This window comes from Cobetia sp. PDI-12MA, from assembly GCF_059507695.1.
The window spans coordinates 2,758,555-2,775,738 of sequence record NZ_CM183351.1 but is presented as its reverse complement, the minus strand read 5'-3'; the positions used below and the strand labels follow the sequence as shown (position 1 = coordinate 2,775,738).

The 17,184-nt window shown below is 62.9% G+C and carries 13 protein-coding genes; 10 read left to right on the top strand and 3 right to left on the bottom strand.

Annotation, left to right across the window (positions count from 1 at the left end):
* Positions 1 to 43 precede the first annotated feature (43 nt).
* Positions 44 to 982 (bottom strand): LysR family transcriptional regulator ArgP, encoded by a 939-nt coding sequence (locus AC5WNI_RS11850; protein ID WP_175088641.1) that lies wholly within the window; start codon positions 980 to 982, stop codon positions 44 to 46.
* A 135-nt stretch (positions 983 to 1,117) separates the two neighbouring features.
* Between AC5WNI_RS11850 and AC5WNI_RS11845 the strand changes: the two genes are divergently transcribed.
* Positions 1,118 to 1,723 (top strand): LysE/ArgO family amino acid transporter, encoded by a 606-nt coding sequence (locus AC5WNI_RS11845; RefSeq protein WP_175088642.1) that lies wholly within the window; start codon positions 1,118 to 1,120, stop codon positions 1,721 to 1,723.
* A gap of 358 nt (positions 1,724 to 2,081) precedes the next feature.
* Positions 2,082 to 3,161, top strand: a complete 1,080-nt coding sequence (gene hppD / locus AC5WNI_RS11840; protein WP_285461431.1) for a 4-hydroxyphenylpyruvate dioxygenase — start codon at positions 2,082 to 2,084, stop codon at positions 3,159 to 3,161.
* 125 nt (positions 3,162 to 3,286) lie between these two features.
* Here hppD and AC5WNI_RS11835 read toward each other — a convergent pair whose 3' ends face one another.
* A complete protein-coding gene (locus tag AC5WNI_RS11835; RefSeq protein ID WP_175088644.1) occupies positions 3,287 to 3,775 on the bottom strand; it encodes an Lrp/AsnC family transcriptional regulator in 489 nt (162 codons plus the stop codon).
* A 557-nt stretch (positions 3,776 to 4,332) separates the two neighbouring features.
* Here AC5WNI_RS11835 and AC5WNI_RS11830 point away from each other — a divergent pair.
* Both AC5WNI_RS11830 and gltS read left to right on the top strand, forming a co-directional pair.
* A complete protein-coding gene (locus tag AC5WNI_RS11830) occupies positions 4,333 to 6,057 on the top strand; it encodes a 2-isopropylmalate synthase (RefSeq protein ID WP_285461430.1) in 1,725 nt (574 codons plus the stop codon).
* Between the two features lie 457 nt (positions 6,058 to 6,514).
* Positions 6,515 to 7,705: a sodium/glutamate symporter gene (gltS, locus tag AC5WNI_RS11825; protein WP_175088646.1), complete on the top strand. Its 1,191-nt coding sequence runs from the start codon at positions 6,515 to 6,517 to the stop codon at positions 7,703 to 7,705.
* A 241-nt stretch (positions 7,706 to 7,946) separates the two neighbouring features.
* On the opposite strand, the gene AC5WNI_RS11820 is transcribed toward gltS, so the two are convergent.
* Positions 7,947 to 9,443 (bottom strand): SLC13 family permease, encoded by a 1,497-nt coding sequence (locus tag AC5WNI_RS11820; RefSeq protein ID WP_368449575.1) that lies wholly within the window; start codon positions 9,441 to 9,443, stop codon positions 7,947 to 7,949.
* 523 nt (positions 9,444 to 9,966) lie between these two features.
* Between AC5WNI_RS11820 and galE the strand changes: the two genes are divergently transcribed.
* The 6 genes from galE to AC5WNI_RS11790 all read left to right on the top strand — a co-directional run bounded on the left by galE (position 9,967) and on the right by AC5WNI_RS11790 (position 17,174).
* Entirely contained in the window at positions 9,967 to 10,989 is a 1,023-nt protein-coding gene (gene galE, locus AC5WNI_RS11815) for a UDP-glucose 4-epimerase GalE (protein ID WP_368449573.1), read from the top strand.
* A gap of 200 nt (positions 10,990 to 11,189) precedes the next feature.
* Positions 11,190 to 12,017, top strand: coding sequence for a 3'(2'),5'-bisphosphate nucleotidase CysQ (gene cysQ, locus AC5WNI_RS11810; protein ID WP_175088649.1), 828 nt, complete (start codon positions 11,190 to 11,192; stop codon positions 12,015 to 12,017).
* A gap of 79 nt (positions 12,018 to 12,096) precedes the next feature.
* A complete protein-coding gene (locus AC5WNI_RS11805) occupies positions 12,097 to 13,947 on the top strand; it encodes a sulfatase-like hydrolase/transferase (protein WP_368449571.1) in 1,851 nt (616 codons plus the stop codon).
* A 1-nt stretch (position 13,948) separates the two neighbouring features.
* Positions 13,949 to 15,301 (top strand): UDP-glucose dehydrogenase family protein, encoded by a 1,353-nt coding sequence (locus AC5WNI_RS11800; protein ID WP_282627780.1) that lies wholly within the window; start codon positions 13,949 to 13,951, stop codon positions 15,299 to 15,301.
* Positions 15,298 to 16,431 (top strand): glycosyltransferase family 4 protein, encoded by a 1,134-nt coding sequence (locus AC5WNI_RS11795; protein WP_175089324.1) that lies wholly within the window; start codon positions 15,298 to 15,300, stop codon positions 16,429 to 16,431. Before AC5WNI_RS11800 ends, AC5WNI_RS11795 begins: the two co-directional genes overlap by 4 nt.
* A gap of 230 nt (positions 16,432 to 16,661) precedes the next feature.
* Positions 16,662 to 17,174: a DUF2489 domain-containing protein gene (locus AC5WNI_RS11790; protein ID WP_368449569.1), complete on the top strand. Its 513-nt coding sequence runs from the start codon at positions 16,662 to 16,664 to the stop codon at positions 17,172 to 17,174.
* The last annotated feature ends 10 nt before the right edge of the window (positions 17,175 to 17,184 follow it).

Genomic DNA, 17,184 nt, shown 5'->3' with positions numbered 1-17,184 from the left:
TGAGTCCCTTCTGATGGGCCTGATGCACGACTGAAGCGTGCTCTCACAGCGTGCCGGGGCGGGGTGTCTCCTGCTCCGGCATCGGGCGCAATGCCGTGGCACATTCCCGCAACAGGTGGTCGGTGAGCTTGTCCAGCGTGCTGCCTCCGTGGCGCCAGTGATGCCAGTAAAGCGGTACATCGAGGGCATGGTTTGGCGCGATATCCACCAGCGCATCACTGGCCAGCAGATGTGCCGCCTGCTGCTCGGGAATCATGCCGTAGCCCATGCCGCTCAGGGCCAGACGCACGAAACCTTCCGATGACGGGCAGAGATGGTGTGGGAAGGGCTCATCGAAGCCCATGGTCGACAACAGCCGGTGTTGCAGGCGGTCATCACGGCCATAGACGATGGCGGGCATGTTGCGCAGGGTCTCGGCCGGCAGAATGGGCGGGATGGCGTGGCCTTTCTTCGCGATATGGCGCTGCACGAAGTCCGGGCTGGCCAGCGCCCGATAACGCATGCTGCCCAGCGGATGGGAGCGCGCACCCTGCACCGGGCGTGGCGTGGCACAGATGCAGCCCGCGACTTCACCGTCGCGCATGCGCCTGAGCGCCACTTCCTGATCCTCCACCAGCATGTCCAGCAACAGGTCACGCTCGCGACAGAAACTGCCGGTGACGGTCGGCCACCAGGTGGCCAGCGAATCGGCATTGATGGCGATGCGCAGTCGCTGCTCGCTCTCGCCGAGGGCGGGAATCTGGTCGAGCAGGTCATGCTCCAGCAGGCGTACCTGCTGGACATGATTGAGCAGGCGCCGCCCGAGCGGTGTCGGCCCCAGTCGCGGTGTACGTACCAGTACCGGCTGCCCCAGCCGTGCTTCCAGCAACTTGATGCGCTGCGAGACCGCTGACTGCGTCAGCCCCAATGCTCTCGCCCCGCGTTCAAAGCCCGCCTGATCGATGACGGCCGCCAGCGCCTCCAGCAATTTATAGTCCAGCATCAATATTCCTTATGATCCATTCCCTGAATCAATTTCCTTGATGTATTCATCCTAGCGTACTCTGCCTGCCTCAGCACTGGCAGCCGTGGCATGCGTTGTCAGTCACGGCAACGACACGACGAAAGGACAGGCGATATGTGGTGGTCATTCTTCAATGGGGCCGGGGTAGGCGCAGGCTTGATCATCGCCATCGGGGCGCAGAACGCCTTCGTCCTGGGGCAGGGGCTCAAGCGCGAGCATCAATGGTGGGTGGCGGGGCTCTGCGCACTGTGCGATGGCGTGCTGATCATCGCCGGCGTGCTCGGGCTTGGCGCGCTGATGCAGCAATCACCGCTGTTGATGAGCATTGCCCGCTGGGGCGGCGTGGCATTTCTGCTCTGGCAGGCACTCAAGGCGTTGGGGCGCATGCGCACTGGCGGCCAGCTGACGGCCAGCAACGCCCTCAAGGCCAATCTTGGCAAGGTGCTGGCGGCGACTCTGGCCGTCACGCTGCTCAACCCTCAGGTCTATCTGGATACGCTGGTGATGCTGGGCGCGATCGGCGCGCAACAGCCGTCACCGGAGAGCTTCATCGTCGGGGCGAGCCTGGCCTCCTTCGGCTGGTTCTTCGGCCTGGTGGCATGTGCCGGTTGGCTGGCGCCACGCCTGACCAGCCCGCGCGCCTGGCAGGTCATCGAGGCATTCATCGCCACGATTCTGCTATGGGTGGCCTGGCAATTGGGCAGCGGCGCCTGGCTCTAGCAGCCAACGCAAGACGGGCAAGAGGCAGCAGCAAGCGTGATGCGCCGATGGGTGTAAAGAAAGCATGACGCAGTGTCAGGCGCTCGCCGCAGCGGGAGCGCCCCGAGAGGGCAGTGTCGAGATGGCCGTCTGCGCTATGGCAGAGATTCGTTACATGTCTGGCGTGAGGGGAGGCAGGGCACGGCACCAATGCAGGCGCAAGGCGCATGGGCAGGGCGGCAGGCAAGGCATAGATTTCCGATAACGGAATCGGGATACGACAGGTGGTCAGTGTGACGCATTCACCTGTCGTGAAGGATGTTGCCCGCCTTTTCTCTACCTTGCCTGCCCTGTCGGCAGCCTGACTCAGGAGCCTCTCATGAACGCACCGGCGCGTATCGAACAGCACAATCCCATTGGCACGGACGGTTTCGAGTTCGTCGAATTCACGGCCCCGGATGCGGCCGGCATTGATGCCCTGCGCAAGTTGTTCAACCAGCTCGGGTTTACCGAGACCCGCCGCCATCGATCCAAGCAGGTGTTCCTGTTCCAGCAGCACGGTATCAATGTGGTGCTCAACGCCGAGCCGAATAGCCCGGCGGCGGAATTCGCGGCGATCCACGGCCCGAGTGCCTGTGCGATGGCCTGGCGTGTGGCGGATGCCGAGCAGGCGCATCGTTACGCACTGGCGCACGGTGCGCGCAGCGTCGAGCATCCGGTCGGGCCGGGCGAGGTGGGCATCCCCGCGGTGCAAGGCATCGGCGGTTCGGTGTTGTACTTCGTGGACCATCACCGCGAGCGCTCGATCTACGATACCGACTTCGTCGCCATTGATGGCGCAATCGAGAATGCCAACAGTGTCGGCCTGCATACGCTGGATCACCTGACCCACAATGTCGGGCGCGGTCAGATGGATGTATGGGCAGACTTCTATTCGCGTATCGCCAACTTCCGCGAGATCCGATATTTCGATATCGAAGGCAAGATGACCGGGCTCTTCTCGCGCGCGATGACGGCACCCTGCGGCAAGATGCACATCCCCATCAACGAGTCAGCGGATGATGACTCCCAGATCGCGGAATTCATCCGCGAATACAATGGGGAGGGCATTCAGCACCTGGCGATGGCGACGGATGATATCCATGCCACCGTCAAGGCGCTCAAGGCCAATGGCGTCACCTTCCTGACCACGCCGGCCACCTATTATGAGAAGGTCGATGCGCGGGTGCCCAACCACGAGGAGAATGTCGAGGACCTCAAGGCATTGAATCTGCTGGTCGATGGCGCGCCGGGGGAGGGGATTCTGTTGCAGATCTTCACCGAGACGGTGATTGGACCGATCTTCTTCGAGATCATCCAGCGCAAGGGCAACGATGGTTTCGGCGAGGGCAACTTCAAGGCGCTGTTCGAATCCATCGAGGAAGACCAGATTCGCCGCGGCATCATCGGTGGCGAGTGACTTTCCCGATCGGCACGCCCTGAACACCGCGTGATCACGCTGGTGTCTTCATCAACATGAAAGCCCCGCCGGTGATAGCCGACGGGGCTTTCATGTTGATGAGGGCCTGATTCAGACAGTCAGGCTCAGGAGGTCGTCGGGACGCGCTGGTGATCGATCACCTGGCGCAGCACGAAACTTGAATGCACGCCGGTCACACCCTCGATCCGCGTGATCTGCTTGAGCAGCAGGTCGTGATAGTCATCCATGTCCTTGACCACCACCTTGAGCTGGTAGTCGGCTTCCTGGCCGGTGATCAGCAGGCATTCCATCACCTGGGGCAGCGAGGCGATGGTGTCCTCGAAGTTGGTGAAGCGCTCCGGGGTGTGACGGTCCATCGAGATATGCAGCAGCGCCATCAGACTGAGTCCCAGCTTGCGGGCATCTATCTGGGCGCGGTAGCCGGTGATCATGCCGCTTTCTTCCAGCGCACGAACACGGCGCAGGCAAGGCGACGGGGACAGGCCGATGCGCTCCGCGAGTTCCTGATTGCTGATGCGACCCGAGTGCTGAAGCTCGTCAAGAATGCGACGGTCGAAGCGGTCCAGTGTCGGAAGAGAAATATTCTGGCTCATTTTCGCAATCCATTGGCGATGAAGATATGAATGGTGAAATAATCTGCTTTTAAGATGGCGATGTCATGTAATTTTCGCAATCGTCCGCCCTGAAATGCGGCATATACTGTAATCACTGCTCAGCGATGAAGACGTCCGCTCGGGTCGTGGCTGTCGCATGACACGACGCACGACGCGAACGACAGACCTGAGCAGGATGAGCCACCGGCGCTGGCGACATGCCTCTTGCAACCGGTGAACGCGGTACGCAGTCGGCTTCTGATCGAAGCGAGGCTGCCGAAAGGGCTCTGGTGGTGATCCCACCGTCCTTCTTCCCGCGCTGGAGACCGTGATCCGGTCCCAGGGCTTGCGGCGGGCAGTGACGTTACTCTGCCCCCGACTTGCTTGCTTGCCCTGCTGACGGCAAGCTTTCGGATGCAAGGCCTTCACGCCTTCGTCATCTCACATTTACTCAGGCGCCCCGATTGGGACACTGTTGAGTGCGAAAGGTGCCATCGATCTCCCGTATCGGGCCTCGATTGCCGGTTTTTCGTACCCAGACCGCCAAGGAACCGACCATGACTGCTGCATCCACGCCAAGTGCTGCCTTCGACCACACCAAATATCGCCCCGTGCCCCCTGTTGCACTGACCGACCGCCAGTGGCCGTCGCGTACCGTGACTCAGGCGCCGCTATGGGCGAGTGTCGACCTGCGTGATGGCAATCAGGCGCTGCTCGAGCCGATGACGGTCGAGCAGAAGAAGCTGATGTGGAAGCTGCTGGTCAAGATCGGCCTCAAGGAGATCGAAGTCGGTTTCCCCTCCGCCAGTCAGCTCGATTTCGACTTCGTGCGCTGGTTGATCGAGGAAGATCAGGTCCCGGAAGGCGTCAGCATCCAGGTGCTGGTGCAGGCGCGTGAGCATCTGATCGCGCGCACCTTCGAATCGCTGGTCGGTGCGCGTGATGCCGTCGTTCACGTCTACAACTCCACCTCCACCGTGCAGCGTGAGCGGGTGTTCGAGATGGACCGTGACGGCATCAAGGCCATCGCCGTCGAGGGTGCTCAGCTGGTCAAGGACTACGCCGAGCGCTACCCGGACACCAACTGGGTGTTCCAGTACTCGCCGGAGAGTTTCACCTCCACCGAGATGGATTACGCCGTCGAGGTCTGTGAAGCGGTGATGGATGTCTGGCAGCCGACGCCGGAAAAACGCTGCATCCTCAATCTGCCGGCCACGGTGGAAGTGGGCCCGCCCAATCACTTCGCCGACCAGGTCGAGTACTTCATCAAGCACCTGAGCCGTCGTGACTGTGCGATCATCTCGCTGCACACCCACAACGACCGCGGTGGCGCCGCCGCCGCCGCCGAACTTGGCCTGCTGGCCGGGGCTGACCGTATCGAAGGCACCCTGCTGGGCAACGGTGAGCGCACTGGCAACATGGACCTGATCACCCTGGCGATGAACCTCTACAGCCAGGGCATCGATCCGGAGCTGGATCTCTCCAACCCGGACGAGATCATCCAGGTCTACACCGAGTGCACCAACCTGCCGGTTCACCCGCGTCACCCGTGGGTCGGCGAACTGGTCTACACCGCCTTCTCCGGCAGCCATCAGGATGCCATCCGCAAGTGCCTCAAGAAGCAGCAGCCTGACGAGCCGTGGCAGGTCGCCTATCTGCCCATCGACCCGCAGGATCTCGGTCGCGACTTCCAGGCGGTGATCCGCGTCAACAGTCAGTCCGGCAAGGGCGGCATGGCCTTCCTGCTCGAGCGGGATCACGGCATCAGCCTGCCGCGCTGGATGAGCCTCGAGCTTGCGCCGCACGTGCAGAAGGCCAGCGAGCAGGTCAGTGGTGAGCTGTCCAGCGACCAGATTCGCGCGATTCTCGATGCCAGCTTCAAGCGCGAAGCGCCGCTGAGTCTCAAGGGCTATCGTCTGGATCGCGAAGGGGCTGAGCAGCTCACCGCGACACTGGTCGATGACAAGGGCGAGCAGATCGCGCTGGCCGGTGAAGGCAATGGTGCCATCTCCGCCTTCATGGATGCCTGGCAGCGCCACACCGGTTCCACCGTCAGCGTGGTGGACTACGGTGAGCACGCCCTCGGCGAAGGCAGCGATGCCGTCGCGGTGGCCTTCGTGATGCTCAACCTGGATGGCAAGCGTGTCTGCGGCATGGCCGAGGATGGCGATACCGTAAGCGCGTCGCTCAAGGCCGTGCTGTCGGCGGTCAATCGCGGTCTGGAAAGCAGTGCACGCAGCGAAGCGGAACGTGCCGAGGAAGCCGGCCCGGTCGCTGTCTGATGACATCACGCCTCATGCGTGACTGATCAGAGGCTTTTTTGCCTCTCTCGAGACCCTCGCTCATCAGAGCGAGGGTCTTTGCGTTTCGCGGCAGGGCAGAAGTTGCCCGGCTGGCGCTCACGCCCGCCGTTGCTGGGCTGACGCGGGCAGGCTTGCGTGGAAAATACGTGTCATGCTCGCCAGGCCCCTATAGACTTTTGTCTGATGTTGACGGCTCAGTCAACATCCGGGCTTGCACCGGTGCCCACCCTGCGTATCATCGCTGCACCCGCATAATGATAACGATCTGGTGGCAGACCGGATTCGAGAACACAACAATTCCAAGCGGTGCAAAGGCAACCCCCCTGATGGAAGAGATAATGGATGCGTCCCCATCCATGCTCTGGTCGGGAATCGCCAGTGCACCTCTCGTTCAGGAGGTCCGCTAGAACAACCCACAACTACTCATCGGTATCGCATGATTCAACTTGATGCTATCACCACCCTGTTGCTGGCGGCGCTTGTCCTCGTCGTTGGCCATCTGATCGTCGAGCGCGTGCGCGTGCTGCGCGAATTCAATATCCCCGAGCCTGTGGTCGGCGGCCTCATCGCTACCATCATCGTCACCGGCCTGCGCGGCCTGGGTTACGAGTTCCAGTTCTTCGGCGGCCTCCAGACTCCCTTCATGTTGCTGTTCTTCGGCTCCGTTGGCCTGTCGGCAGACGTTCGCATGATTCGTGCCGGCGGCAGCAAGCTGGTGCTGTTCCTCGCGCTGGTCATCGGTCTGCTCATCCTGCAGAACCTGCTGGGTGTCGGTGTCGCCAGCCTGTTCGGTCTTGATCCGGTGCTGGGTCTGCTCGGTGGCTCCATCACCATGTCCGGTGGTCACGGCACCGGCGCAGCATGGGCCAACGTCTTCGCCGATGAATATGGCATCAATGGCGCGATGGAAGTCGCGATGGCCTGTGCCACCTTCGGGCTGGTGTTCGGTTCCCTGATCGGCGGGCCGACGGCACGCTTCCTGATCAATCGCATGAAGCGCGAAGGGCAGGACATCAACGCCCAGGTCAGCGATTCCGAATATGACGAGACGGAAGTCCAGCATCCGCTGAATACGGCCAATGCCCTGAAGACACTCTTCATGCTGCTGCTCGGAGTCGTCTGTGGCCAGCAGCTGCAGTCGCTCACGTCGGGCACCGCCTTCTCGCTGCCGACCTTCGTGTGGGTGCTGTTCAGCTGTATCGTCATCGGCAATGTGGTGCGCGCCTTCGGCGACAAGCACCTCAATACCCACGCCGTGGATGTGCTGGGCAATATCAGCCTGTCCATCTTCCTGGCGCTGGCGCTGATGACACTCAAGCTCTGGGATCTGGCCAATCTGGCACTGCCGATTCTGGCCATCCTGCTGGCACAGGTTGCGCTGGTGTTCCTCTACACCACCCAGATCACCTTCCGCCTGATGGGCAAGAACTACGACGCAGCGGTACTGGTCGCGGGTAACTGTGGTTTCGGCATGGGCGCCACGCCGACGGCGATCGCCAACATGCAAGCGGTCACGCAGCATCATGGGCCGTCGCGTCTGGCCTTCATCATCGTGCCGGTGGTGGGCGGCTTCCTGATCGATATCGCCAACTCGCTGATCATCAAGGGCTTCCTCGGCTTCTTCTGAGCATGACCGCAGGTGTCATGATGAGAAGTCGCAGAATCTGCCTGGCATGAACGACAACGCCGGACTCCATTGGAGTCCGGCGTTGTCGTTTCGGGGCTGAGGCTTACAGGTTTCGAGGGCTCAGGCTTCAAGGGCAGTGAAAAACTTGTCAGGCGCTTGTGTTTTCCCCCTCGTTCTCACCTTCACTCTTCTCCTCGTACTCTTCCTCGTGGCCTTCCAGGCTCCGCGTCAGCACTTGCTTCTACACCCACAGTGCCACGATCAGGCCATAGGCCAGCAGGGTGACGACCACGGTACCGGCCAGGTTCAGGAAGAAGCCGGCGCGCATCATGGTCTGGATCTTGAGGTGGCCGGTGGCGAACACGATGGCGTTGGGCGGGGTCGCCACCGGCATCATGAAGGCGCAGCTGGCCGCGATGGCCGCCGGTACGGTGATCAGCAGCGGATCGATGTCCAGTGACAGCGCCAGTGCTCCCAAAAGCGGCAGGAAGGCGGCTGCCGTCGCGGTATTGGAGGTGACTTCGGTCAGGAAGATGATCACCACGACAACGATGGCGACCAGGCCGATAAGCGGCAGCACGCTGAACATCGACAGCTGGCCGGCGATCCACTCGGCGAGGCCCGAGCTCTTGATCACGCCCGCCAGTGCCAGGCCACCCCCGAACAGCAGCAACACGCCCCAGGGCAGGTCACGCGCGTCTTCCCACACCAGCAGTCGACGACCGCGTGAGGTGCCGGAGGGAATGGCGAACAGGCCCACGCCGATGGCCATGGCGATGCCGGTGTCCGACAGCCAGGCAAGGCCCATCTGGTTGATCAGCGGGCGGAACATCCACAGCAGGGCAGCCACCAGGAAGGCAACGCCGACACGCTTCTCGGCGCTGCTCATGGCACCCAGTGCCTTGAGCTCGCGGCTGATCATCTCGCCGCTGTCTGCCGTCTCGGACTTGAAGTAGAAGGGCGTGCGCGTCAGCCACCACCAGGTGATGGCACACATGGCGATGGCGACCGGCAGGCCGACGAGCATCCACTGGGCGAAGCCGATCTCGATGCCTTGATCACTGGACAGGTAACCTGCCAGCAGGGCATTGGGCGGCGTGCCGATCAGGGTCGCGATACCGCCGAGGCTGGCGGAGTAGGCGATGCCCAGCAGCAAGGCGGCGGCGTAGCGCTTCAGTTCCGGGTCATTGCTGTCGCGCTCATCCTGACCACTCGACATCAGGCTGACCACTGACATGCCGATGGGCAGCATCATGATGCTGGTGGCGGTGTTGGATACCCACATGCTGATGAAGCCGGTGGCGATCATGAAGCCGGCGATCTGGCGGCGCGGGGAATGACCGGCAAGCTTCAGCGTATGCAAGGCCACGCGGCGATGCAGGTCCCAGCGCTGCATGGCGATCCCGAGCAGGAAACCACCGAGGAACAGGTAGATGGTCGGGTTGGCATAGGCGGCTGTGGTGCTCTTGATGTCGTCAATGCCAAGTGCCGGCACCAGTACGATGGGCAGCAGTGAGGTCACCGGGATCGGCAGGGCCTCGGTAGCCCACCAGGTGGCCATCAGCAGGGCCAGGCCGACGCAGAGCCAGGCGCTGTCCGGCATGTCACCCGGCGCCGGTGTAAGCCAGGTCATCAGCAACAGGAGCGGTCCGAGTATCAGGCCGATGCGCGCCGCGAGTGGCGCTTGTGGCGGCGTAGTGGACTGATCAGCGATGTGATCGGGAGATTGCTCAGGCATGTCGACTCCAGAGAAGCCGGTCGGCGACTGGCTTCCTCATCATGGTGGTCATCGTGTTGTTGGTATGGGTCATGGTAGGTGATGGCGAGTTGTCGTGTTGGTGTTATTCATTACATGCCGCGCATATATCCCCGGTCGGGGTGACGTGCACGGCGTGTCATGTTGCCTGCCTTGTCAGAAAGTCGCTCGCGAGTCGATCAGCCGGGCGCTCAGGCGACAAGGCGCGGCCATTGTCTCAGTATTGCGGCGCGGCTCAATAGCCTTCATTGCCTGTTTTGAAACGCCGGTTAGTGAAACCTTGACGCCGCGCAAGCGCGACGCGTGATCCGAGGCGTTCCAACCTCCGGCCAGGCCCCTGTGTGACGCCATCTTGCACGGGTCAGGTTGCTGTCTGGCGACAGACGCTGTCGTTGGCTGTGGACTTGTGAGCGCAAGGGCTGGAAGGTAGGGTTAGCAGCCATGAACAGGGCCAGCGCAGGGCAACTGCGTGGCCCGCTGTCGCGTTACTTCACAAGGAAGATGATTGATGATTCTGGTCACGGGTGGTGCAGGCTACATCGGGTCTCATACGGTATTGGCGCTCATGGAGGCCGGCCATCAGGTGCTGGTGCTGGACAACCTGTCCAATGCCAGCGAAGCCTCTCTTGCGCGTGTGGCGACGCTTGCCGGGCGTGAAGTGCCGTTCGTCGAAGGGGATATCCGCAACGGCGCGCTGCTCGACAGCCTGTTCGAGCGTCACGATATCGAGGCCGTGGTCCATTTCGCCGGGCTCAAGGCGGTCGGCGAGAGCGTCGCCAAGCCGCTGGCCTACTACGACAACAACGTCAATGGCACCCTGGTGCTGTGTGCCGCCATGGCGCGTGCCGGGGTCAAGCGTATCGTGTTCTCGTCTTCCGCCACCGTGTATGGCGATCCGGCTTCCACGCCGATCCGTGAAGACTTCCCGACCTCCGCGACCAATCCCTATGGCCGCTCCAAGCTGATGGTCGAGGAAGTGCTGCGCGACCTGGCTGTCGCGGATGACAGCTGGCGTATCGCGCTGCTGCGCTACTTCAATCCAGTGGGCGCCCATGAGTCCGGCACCATCGGTGAAGACCCCAACGGCATCCCCAACAACCTGGTGCCGTATATCAGCCAGGTCGCCGTGGGTCGTCTCAAGGAACTGGCCGTGTTCGGTGATGACTACCCGACGCCGGATGGTACCGGGGTGCGCGATTACATCCACGTCGTCGATCTGGCCGATGGCCATCTCAAGGCGCTGGACTACCTGGCCGGTGATGCGCGCGATGGCGTTCACACCTACAACCTGGGGACGGGAACCGGCTATAGCGTGCTGGACATGGTCAAGGCATTCGAGAAGGCCAGCGGTCGTCCGGTGCCGTATCGCATCGCATCGCGTCGTGCCGGCGATATCGCCGAGTGCTGGGCGGAGCCGGACAAGGCCTTCAGCGAGCTCAAGTGGAAGGCAGAGCTGGGTCTCGACCGCATGATGGCCGACAGCTGGCGTTGGCAGTCACGCAACCCCAACGGCTATCGCAGTGCCTGACAACTGATACTGCATGGTCAGTGCGCCGAAATTGACCGAGCTTGACTTGACCAAGCTTGAATTGACCGAGCTTGAGTTGACGGCGCTTGTGTGAAGACCTCTCGAAGCGGTCGCGGGCAGCATCCGCGGCCGCTTTTGCGTATGATGATGGCGGGCCCAAGGGCCCATGCCGACTCCTTCGAATTCTCTGCGAGCCCCCCATGATCCAGTCTGATGTCACCCCCGATCTTGAACTGCTGACGGCCATTGAACAGCTTTGCCGTGAAGCGGGGCAGGCGATACTCGCCGTCGCCCGTGGGGGAGAGCTCGGCACGCGCGCCAAGGCGGATGACAGTCCCGTCACGGCGGCGGATATGGCGGCGCATCATGTGCTGGTCGAGGGGCTGGCCCGTCTGGCACCGCAGATTCCGGTGCTCTCGGAAGAGAGCGACAAGGCCGATATCGTGGCGCGGCGTGACTGGCAGACCTTCTGGCTGGTCGATCCGCTGGATGGCACGCGCGAATTCGTCACCGGCAGCGGTGAATACACCGTCAACGTGGCCCTGATCCAAGGGTCGCGAAGTGTGCTGGGCGTAGTGGATGCGCCGGTACTGGAGACGACCTGGAGCGGGCTTGCCGGCGTGGGGGCCTTCCGGGAAGACGCCGCCGGGCGTGTCGAGATCGCGGTCAGCCCGGAGCCGGAGGTATTGAGAGTCGTGGCTAGCAAGTCGCATCTCGATGCGCGCACGGCGGCGCTGATCGAGCGCCTGGCACCGGTGGAGAATGTCAGCTGTGGCAGCTCGCTCAAGTTCTGTCGCATCGCGGAAGGCAAGGCGGATCTCTATCCGCGCTACGCGCCGACCAGCGAGTGGGACACCGCGGCGGCACAGGCCGTGCTGGAAGCGGCCGGCGGCCAGGTCTTCGATGCCGAGTCATTGCCCGCACAGCCGCGTCGTCTGGACTACAACGCCCGCGATACGCTGGTGAATCCCTTCTTCATCGCCTGTGGCCAAGCGGATGGTCGCTGGCGCCAGGCGCTGGACGTCTGAGGGTGGCCGGGGCTCGACGGCTCGTGCATCCATCGGCCCGCGCAAGGGTTGAAGCACTCATGTCATGGCGAGGGCGCACATGAAGGGCCTGCTGCAGCGCTTCATCCGTCGCCTGTTTGCGCGCAGAGATCAGGCGAGCAAGCGGGCTGGGGTGATCTCCGCCATCATGCTGTCCCTACTGGCGAGTCTGGTGCCGTTGATCTATCACGGCCTGCTCGAGGGCGGCCTGATCCTGTTCGGCAACCTGTTGCTGTGGCCGTGTCTGTTGGCAGCGCTCCATCGCCCGCGCTGGCGTTGGCCGGCGCTGGGGCTGATGGCGGCGCTGGGTGTCAATCTCTCCGCAAGTGTGGTCAGCGCCGTCTATTACGATTCCCGCTACGGCCTGGCCTTTGCGCTCAGCTCGCTGGATACCAGTCGCAGCGAATCGATGGCGATGCTGTTCAAATTCCCGCTGGCCCTGATCGTTCCGCTGGGATTCTTCCTGCTGGCGCTGTCACTGGGCAATCGCTTCGGGTCGGGGTTGGCGCGTGCCCGGCTGGGTGGGCGCAGCGGAATCGCCTTCGTGCTCTGGATGCTGATGCTGCTGGCCGGTAGCTGGCAGTGGGGGCGGGCCAGCGTGCCGTTGGTCATCACGACGCTGTCGGTCTCGCCGGGGTGGAATCTGGCCACCACCTCGCATGCCTGGTGGGAGAAGGAACGCTACAAGGCGCTGATGGCGGATGACTATGATTTCGGCGGCGTCTCGCGCAGCCCCGAAGTGTCGGAGGATGCTGTCTTCGTCCTGATCATCGGCGAATCCCAGCGCCGCGATCAGCTGTCGCTGTATGGCTATTCCCGCGCCACGACGCCGAATCTCGATGCACGCCGCGATGAGCTGGTGGTCTTCGATCAGGCCATCGCGCCGGCGCCGCAGACCGTGCTGGCGGTACCGATGCTGGCCAGCCTGACTGACCCGCGGACCTTCTCGCCACGCTATCTGGACGCCAACCTGATCTCGCTGGCCAATCAGGCCGGCTATCATACCGAGTGGCTGTCCCGCCAGGGGCTCGATATCACCTCCGAGCGCACCTGGATCACCGCCATCGCCCAGCGTGCCGATATCGCTCGCACCATCATGACCGACTATGACGACGGCTTGCTGGATGCACTTGATGAGGCACTGGCGCGCGAGGTCGAGGGGCCGCGGCTGATCGTGCTGCATCTCTACGGCAGCCATCCGCCGGCCAGCCTGCAGTACCCGGACTCACTGCGCTATTTCCTGACTCCGGACAGCCGCTCGCCGCTGACCGATGCCTACGATGACAGCATCCGCTTCACGGATCAGATAATCGAGGGCGTCTTCCAGCGCCTCGAAGGGCAGCCTGCTGGCGTGCTCTATCTGTCGGACCACGGCCTCGAGCATGACCCGCTCAGTGACGCCTATGTGCATGGTGGTGATCGCCCCAGCCAGGCACCGTACCGCATTCCGCTATGGCTGTGGCAGATGGGGCAGGCGCCCAATCCCGCGCGTGAGCTGACTCGCCTGCGCTCGAACGCCGATGAGCCCTTCGCCAGTTTTGATCTGCCCTATCTGGCCAGCGACTGGATGGGTATCCGCTTCTCCGGTGACAAGCCGTGCCTGTCGCCCTGGGCGGTCTGCTATCAGCCGCGTGAGCGTCATCCGGTGCTGGACCAGCTGGGACGATTGAACTTCTATGAAGCCCTGCCGTCGGACTTTCTTTCCCGACCTCTCGCGCCGGGTGCCGAAGAGCTCGAGGAAGCGGTCGAGGCGACCACCGAGCTGCTGGAGCGTCCGGAGTTCATGTCCGGACAGGGCGCGACGCGCGATGGGCAAGCGCCAGAATCGGATTCCCGCGTGACGCCGCCAGAGGATTCGTCGGCGTTCACCTTGTCACCTGCTTCATTACCTTCAGAAACTCTCAAGGACTGACATGAAAATCACTGTCTTCGGAACAGGCTACGTAGGCCTGGTGACTGGCACCTGTCTGGCCGATGTCGGCCATGACGTGATCTGCATGGACGTTGACGCGGCCAAGATCGATGGCCTCAAGCAGGGCGAGATCCCCATCTTCGAGCCGGGGCTGGAGAGCATGGTGCTGCGCAATGTCGAGGCCGGCCGTCTCAACTTCACCACTGATGCCCGTCAGGCCGTCGAGCACGGCGTGCTGCAGTTCATCGCCGTGGGCACACCGCCGGACGAAGACGGCAGCGCCGACCTCAAGTACGTGCTTGCGGTGGCCGAGACCATCGGCGAGCACATGAATGACTACAAGGTCATCATCGACAAGTCCACCGTGCCGGTGGGCACGGCGGACCGTGTCACGGCGCGAGTCACTGAAGTGCTTGCCGAGCGCGGCGAAAGTGTCGACTTCGATGTCTGCTCCAACCCGGAATTCCTCAAGGAAGGCGCCGCGCTGGAGGACTTCACACGTGGCGCGCGCATCGTGGTCGGCACCGATTCCGAAGCGGTGCGTGAGCGCATGCGCGAATGCTACGCGCCCTACAACCGCAACCATGAAAAGCTGATGTTCATGGATGTGCGCGCCGCCGAGCTGACCAAGTACGCCGCCAACGCCATGCTGGCGACCAAGATCAGCTTCATGAACGAGATCTCCAACCTGGCCGAGCGCTTGGGTGCGGACATCGAGGAAGTGCGCCGCGGCATCGGCAGTGACCCGCGTATCGGCTACCACTTCATCTATCCCGGTTGTGGCTATGGTGGCTCCTGCTTCCCGAAGGATGTCCAGGCACTGGCGCGTACCGCCAGTCAGGTCGGCTATGACGCCGAGCTGCTCACCGCCGTGGAATCCGTCAACAAGCGCCAGAAGGTCACGCTGTTCGACAAGCTGTCGCGGGCCTTCGATGGCGACCTCAGGGGCAAGACCATCGCCGTCTGGGGTCTGGCCTTCAAGCCCAACACCGATGACATGCGCGACGCGCCGAGCCGCACGCTGATGGAAGCGCTGTGGGCGGCTGGCGCGACCGTGCAGGCCTATGACCCGGAAGCCATGAAGGAATGCCGCCGCATCTACGGCGAGCGCGACGATCTGGTGCTGGTCGCCGACCGTCAGCAGGCAGTCAAGGGTGCCGATGCGCTGGTGGTGTGCACCGAGTGGAAGGAATTCCGCACCCTGGACGGCGAGTGGCTGAAGTCCCAGCTCGGCTTCCCGGTGGTGGTCGATGGCCGCAACCTGTTCGAGCCCGCCGCCATGAAGGCCGCTGGCCTGATGTACTACGCGGTCGGTCGCGGTGACTCCATGCGTCGTGTGCAGGAGGCGTCGTGAGCACTGATGCAGGCAAGCTGGCCGCGATCGCCATTCGTCAGGTCGAGAAGAACACCGGTGCCAGCCGCAATGCCTTCGAACAGGCGGATGCGTTGCGCGCGCTGGGCTATCGCGTGGTGATACTCGCCGAGCGCGGCAAGCCTGAACTGGCTCGCTCCCACGGCGCGGAGCTGGTGCGCCTGTGGCGGTGGCCCTTCAAGGGGGCATATCGTCGTTTCTGGTTCAATCGCCGTGTCCAGGCCTGGGCCAGCCGTCATGCGCCCGACCTGCTGATCAGTCATGGTGACTGCGAAAGCCCGGATACCGTCTATCTGCACAATTGCGTGCACCTTGCCTCGCAGTGCATCCATGGCCGTGAGCTGCCTCGCGACCACGAAGTGGCGGCGATTCATGATCACGTGCTCAAGGGTGGCAAGTTCCGTCAGGTCGCGGTCAATTCGCGCATGATGGGCGAGGATCTGATGGCGCGCTACGGTATCGCGCCTGAGAGGATCGAGATCAGCTACCCGGGCTATGACCCGGTGCAATTCACGGTCGAGCGTGCGCGCGCAGGGCGCACCGCCCAGCGTGAGGCGTTGGGCGTGGCCGAAGATGAGCTGCTGGTCGGTCTGGTGTCATCCGGCAACTTCACCAAGCGCAATGTGGCAGGGTTCGTGGCGATGGCGGCGCTGATGGAGCAGGCCTCACCGGGCCGCTATCGTTTCCTGGTGGTAGGCAAGGATGATGCCGCGCCTTACCAGCAGCAGGCCAGAGAGGCGGGCATCGCCGAGCGCATGCTCTGGCGCTCGACCATCCCGGAGGTCGAGACGCTCTACGGCGCGCTGGACCTGTTCGTGATGCCGGCCCATATCGAGGAATTCGGACGTGTCGCGCTGGAGGCGATGGCCTGTGGCGCGCCTGTGCTGCTCAATGCGCGGGTCGGCTCGGCCGAGCTGCTCGATGACTATCCTGAGCTGGTCATGGCCGCAGGGTCCACGCCACAGCAGTGGGCCGAGCGCTGCACCCATCTGCTCGAGAGCGACACGCAGGCGCTGAGCACTGCGCTGGCCAGCCTGGCACGCAATTACTCGCATCAGGCGCAGAATCTCAAGCTCAAGGCCAGCTTCGAGGCCTTGATGACGGGGCGGTGAAGTCTGCGCTGCCAGACTGGCCGCTCGCGTGCCGAGCGAAGCATGAGTGCGACAGAGAAAAGCGCGCATGAGTGAATGACACGACCGGCCCCGTATCCCTGATGCGGGGTCTTTTGTTGACGAAAGGTTCGGGCTGGGGCGGAGTGCGTGGTCATCGGTCGCAGTGCCCCGCCTTGGGTGTCGCGTGTGCAGTCCCTATACTCATGGCTTGTTTACCGCAGGAGAAAGGCATGTCCCTGACTATCAGCATCATTCTGGCCGTCATCGCGATCATCATCATCGCGGGATTGGCGTTCTATGCCCTCAAGCTGCGTCGCGAGGTCAAGGTGCGTGAAGCGCGCCGCGAGCAAGAGCTCATCCAGGCACGCGCCAACTGTCTGGAAAGCCTCGAAGCCATCGCACGCGCCATGCAAGCCGGGCAGGTCGACATGGTGGAAGGCGGTCTGCGCTGCAAGGTACTGATCGAGATTCTCGATACCTCACTGGCCGAAGATGACGTGCTCTCGGTCTTCGGTGTACTGCATGGGCGGGTCTCACACCTGCACACACACTCGGCGCGCAAGGAGCTGTCGCCGCGTGAGCGCCTGGCCGAAGACAAGGAGCGCATCGCCGTCGAGGAAGCGCTGGCGGAGTCGCTGCAGCTGGCGGCGAGTCGCGTGTTGAGCAACATGGAGTTCTGGCATCAGCATTACCTGGGGCGCAAGTGTCCCGCTTCTCCAGCAGATCTGGGGCAGGCCGTCTGATGAGTCTTCA

Bases quoted from the DNA above. Each gene is read 5' to 3' on its own strand.
- AC5WNI_RS11835 (WP_175088644.1), bottom strand. From the start codon at position 3,775: ATGAGCCAGAATATTTCTCTTCCGACACTGGACCGCTTCGACCGTCGC.
- AC5WNI_RS11805 (WP_368449571.1), top strand. From the start codon at position 12,097: ATGAAGGGCCTGCTGCAGCGCTTCATCCGTCGCCTGTTTGCGCGCAGA.
- AC5WNI_RS11845 (WP_175088642.1), top strand. From the start codon at position 1,118: ATGTGGTGGTCATTCTTCAATGGGGCCGGGGTAGGCGCAGGCTTGATC.
- AC5WNI_RS11850 (WP_175088641.1), bottom strand. From the start codon at position 982: ATGCTGGACTATAAATTGCTGGAGGCGCTGGCGGCCGTCATCGATCAG.
- AC5WNI_RS11790 (WP_368449569.1), top strand. From the start codon at position 16,662: ATGTCCCTGACTATCAGCATCATTCTGGCCGTCATCGCGATCATCATC.
- cysQ (WP_175088649.1), top strand. From the start codon at position 11,190: ATGATCCAGTCTGATGTCACCCCCGATCTTGAACTGCTGACGGCCATT.
- AC5WNI_RS11830 (WP_285461430.1), top strand. From the start codon at position 4,333: ATGACTGCTGCATCCACGCCAAGTGCTGCCTTCGACCACACCAAATAT.
- hppD (WP_285461431.1), top strand. From the start codon at position 2,082: ATGAACGCACCGGCGCGTATCGAACAGCACAATCCCATTGGCACGGAC.
- AC5WNI_RS11800 (WP_282627780.1), top strand. From the start codon at position 13,949: ATGAAAATCACTGTCTTCGGAACAGGCTACGTAGGCCTGGTGACTGGC.
- gltS (WP_175088646.1), top strand. From the start codon at position 6,515: ATGATTCAACTTGATGCTATCACCACCCTGTTGCTGGCGGCGCTTGTC.
- AC5WNI_RS11820 (WP_368449575.1), bottom strand. From the start codon at position 9,443: ATGCCTGAGCAATCTCCCGATCACATCGCTGATCAGTCCACTACGCCG.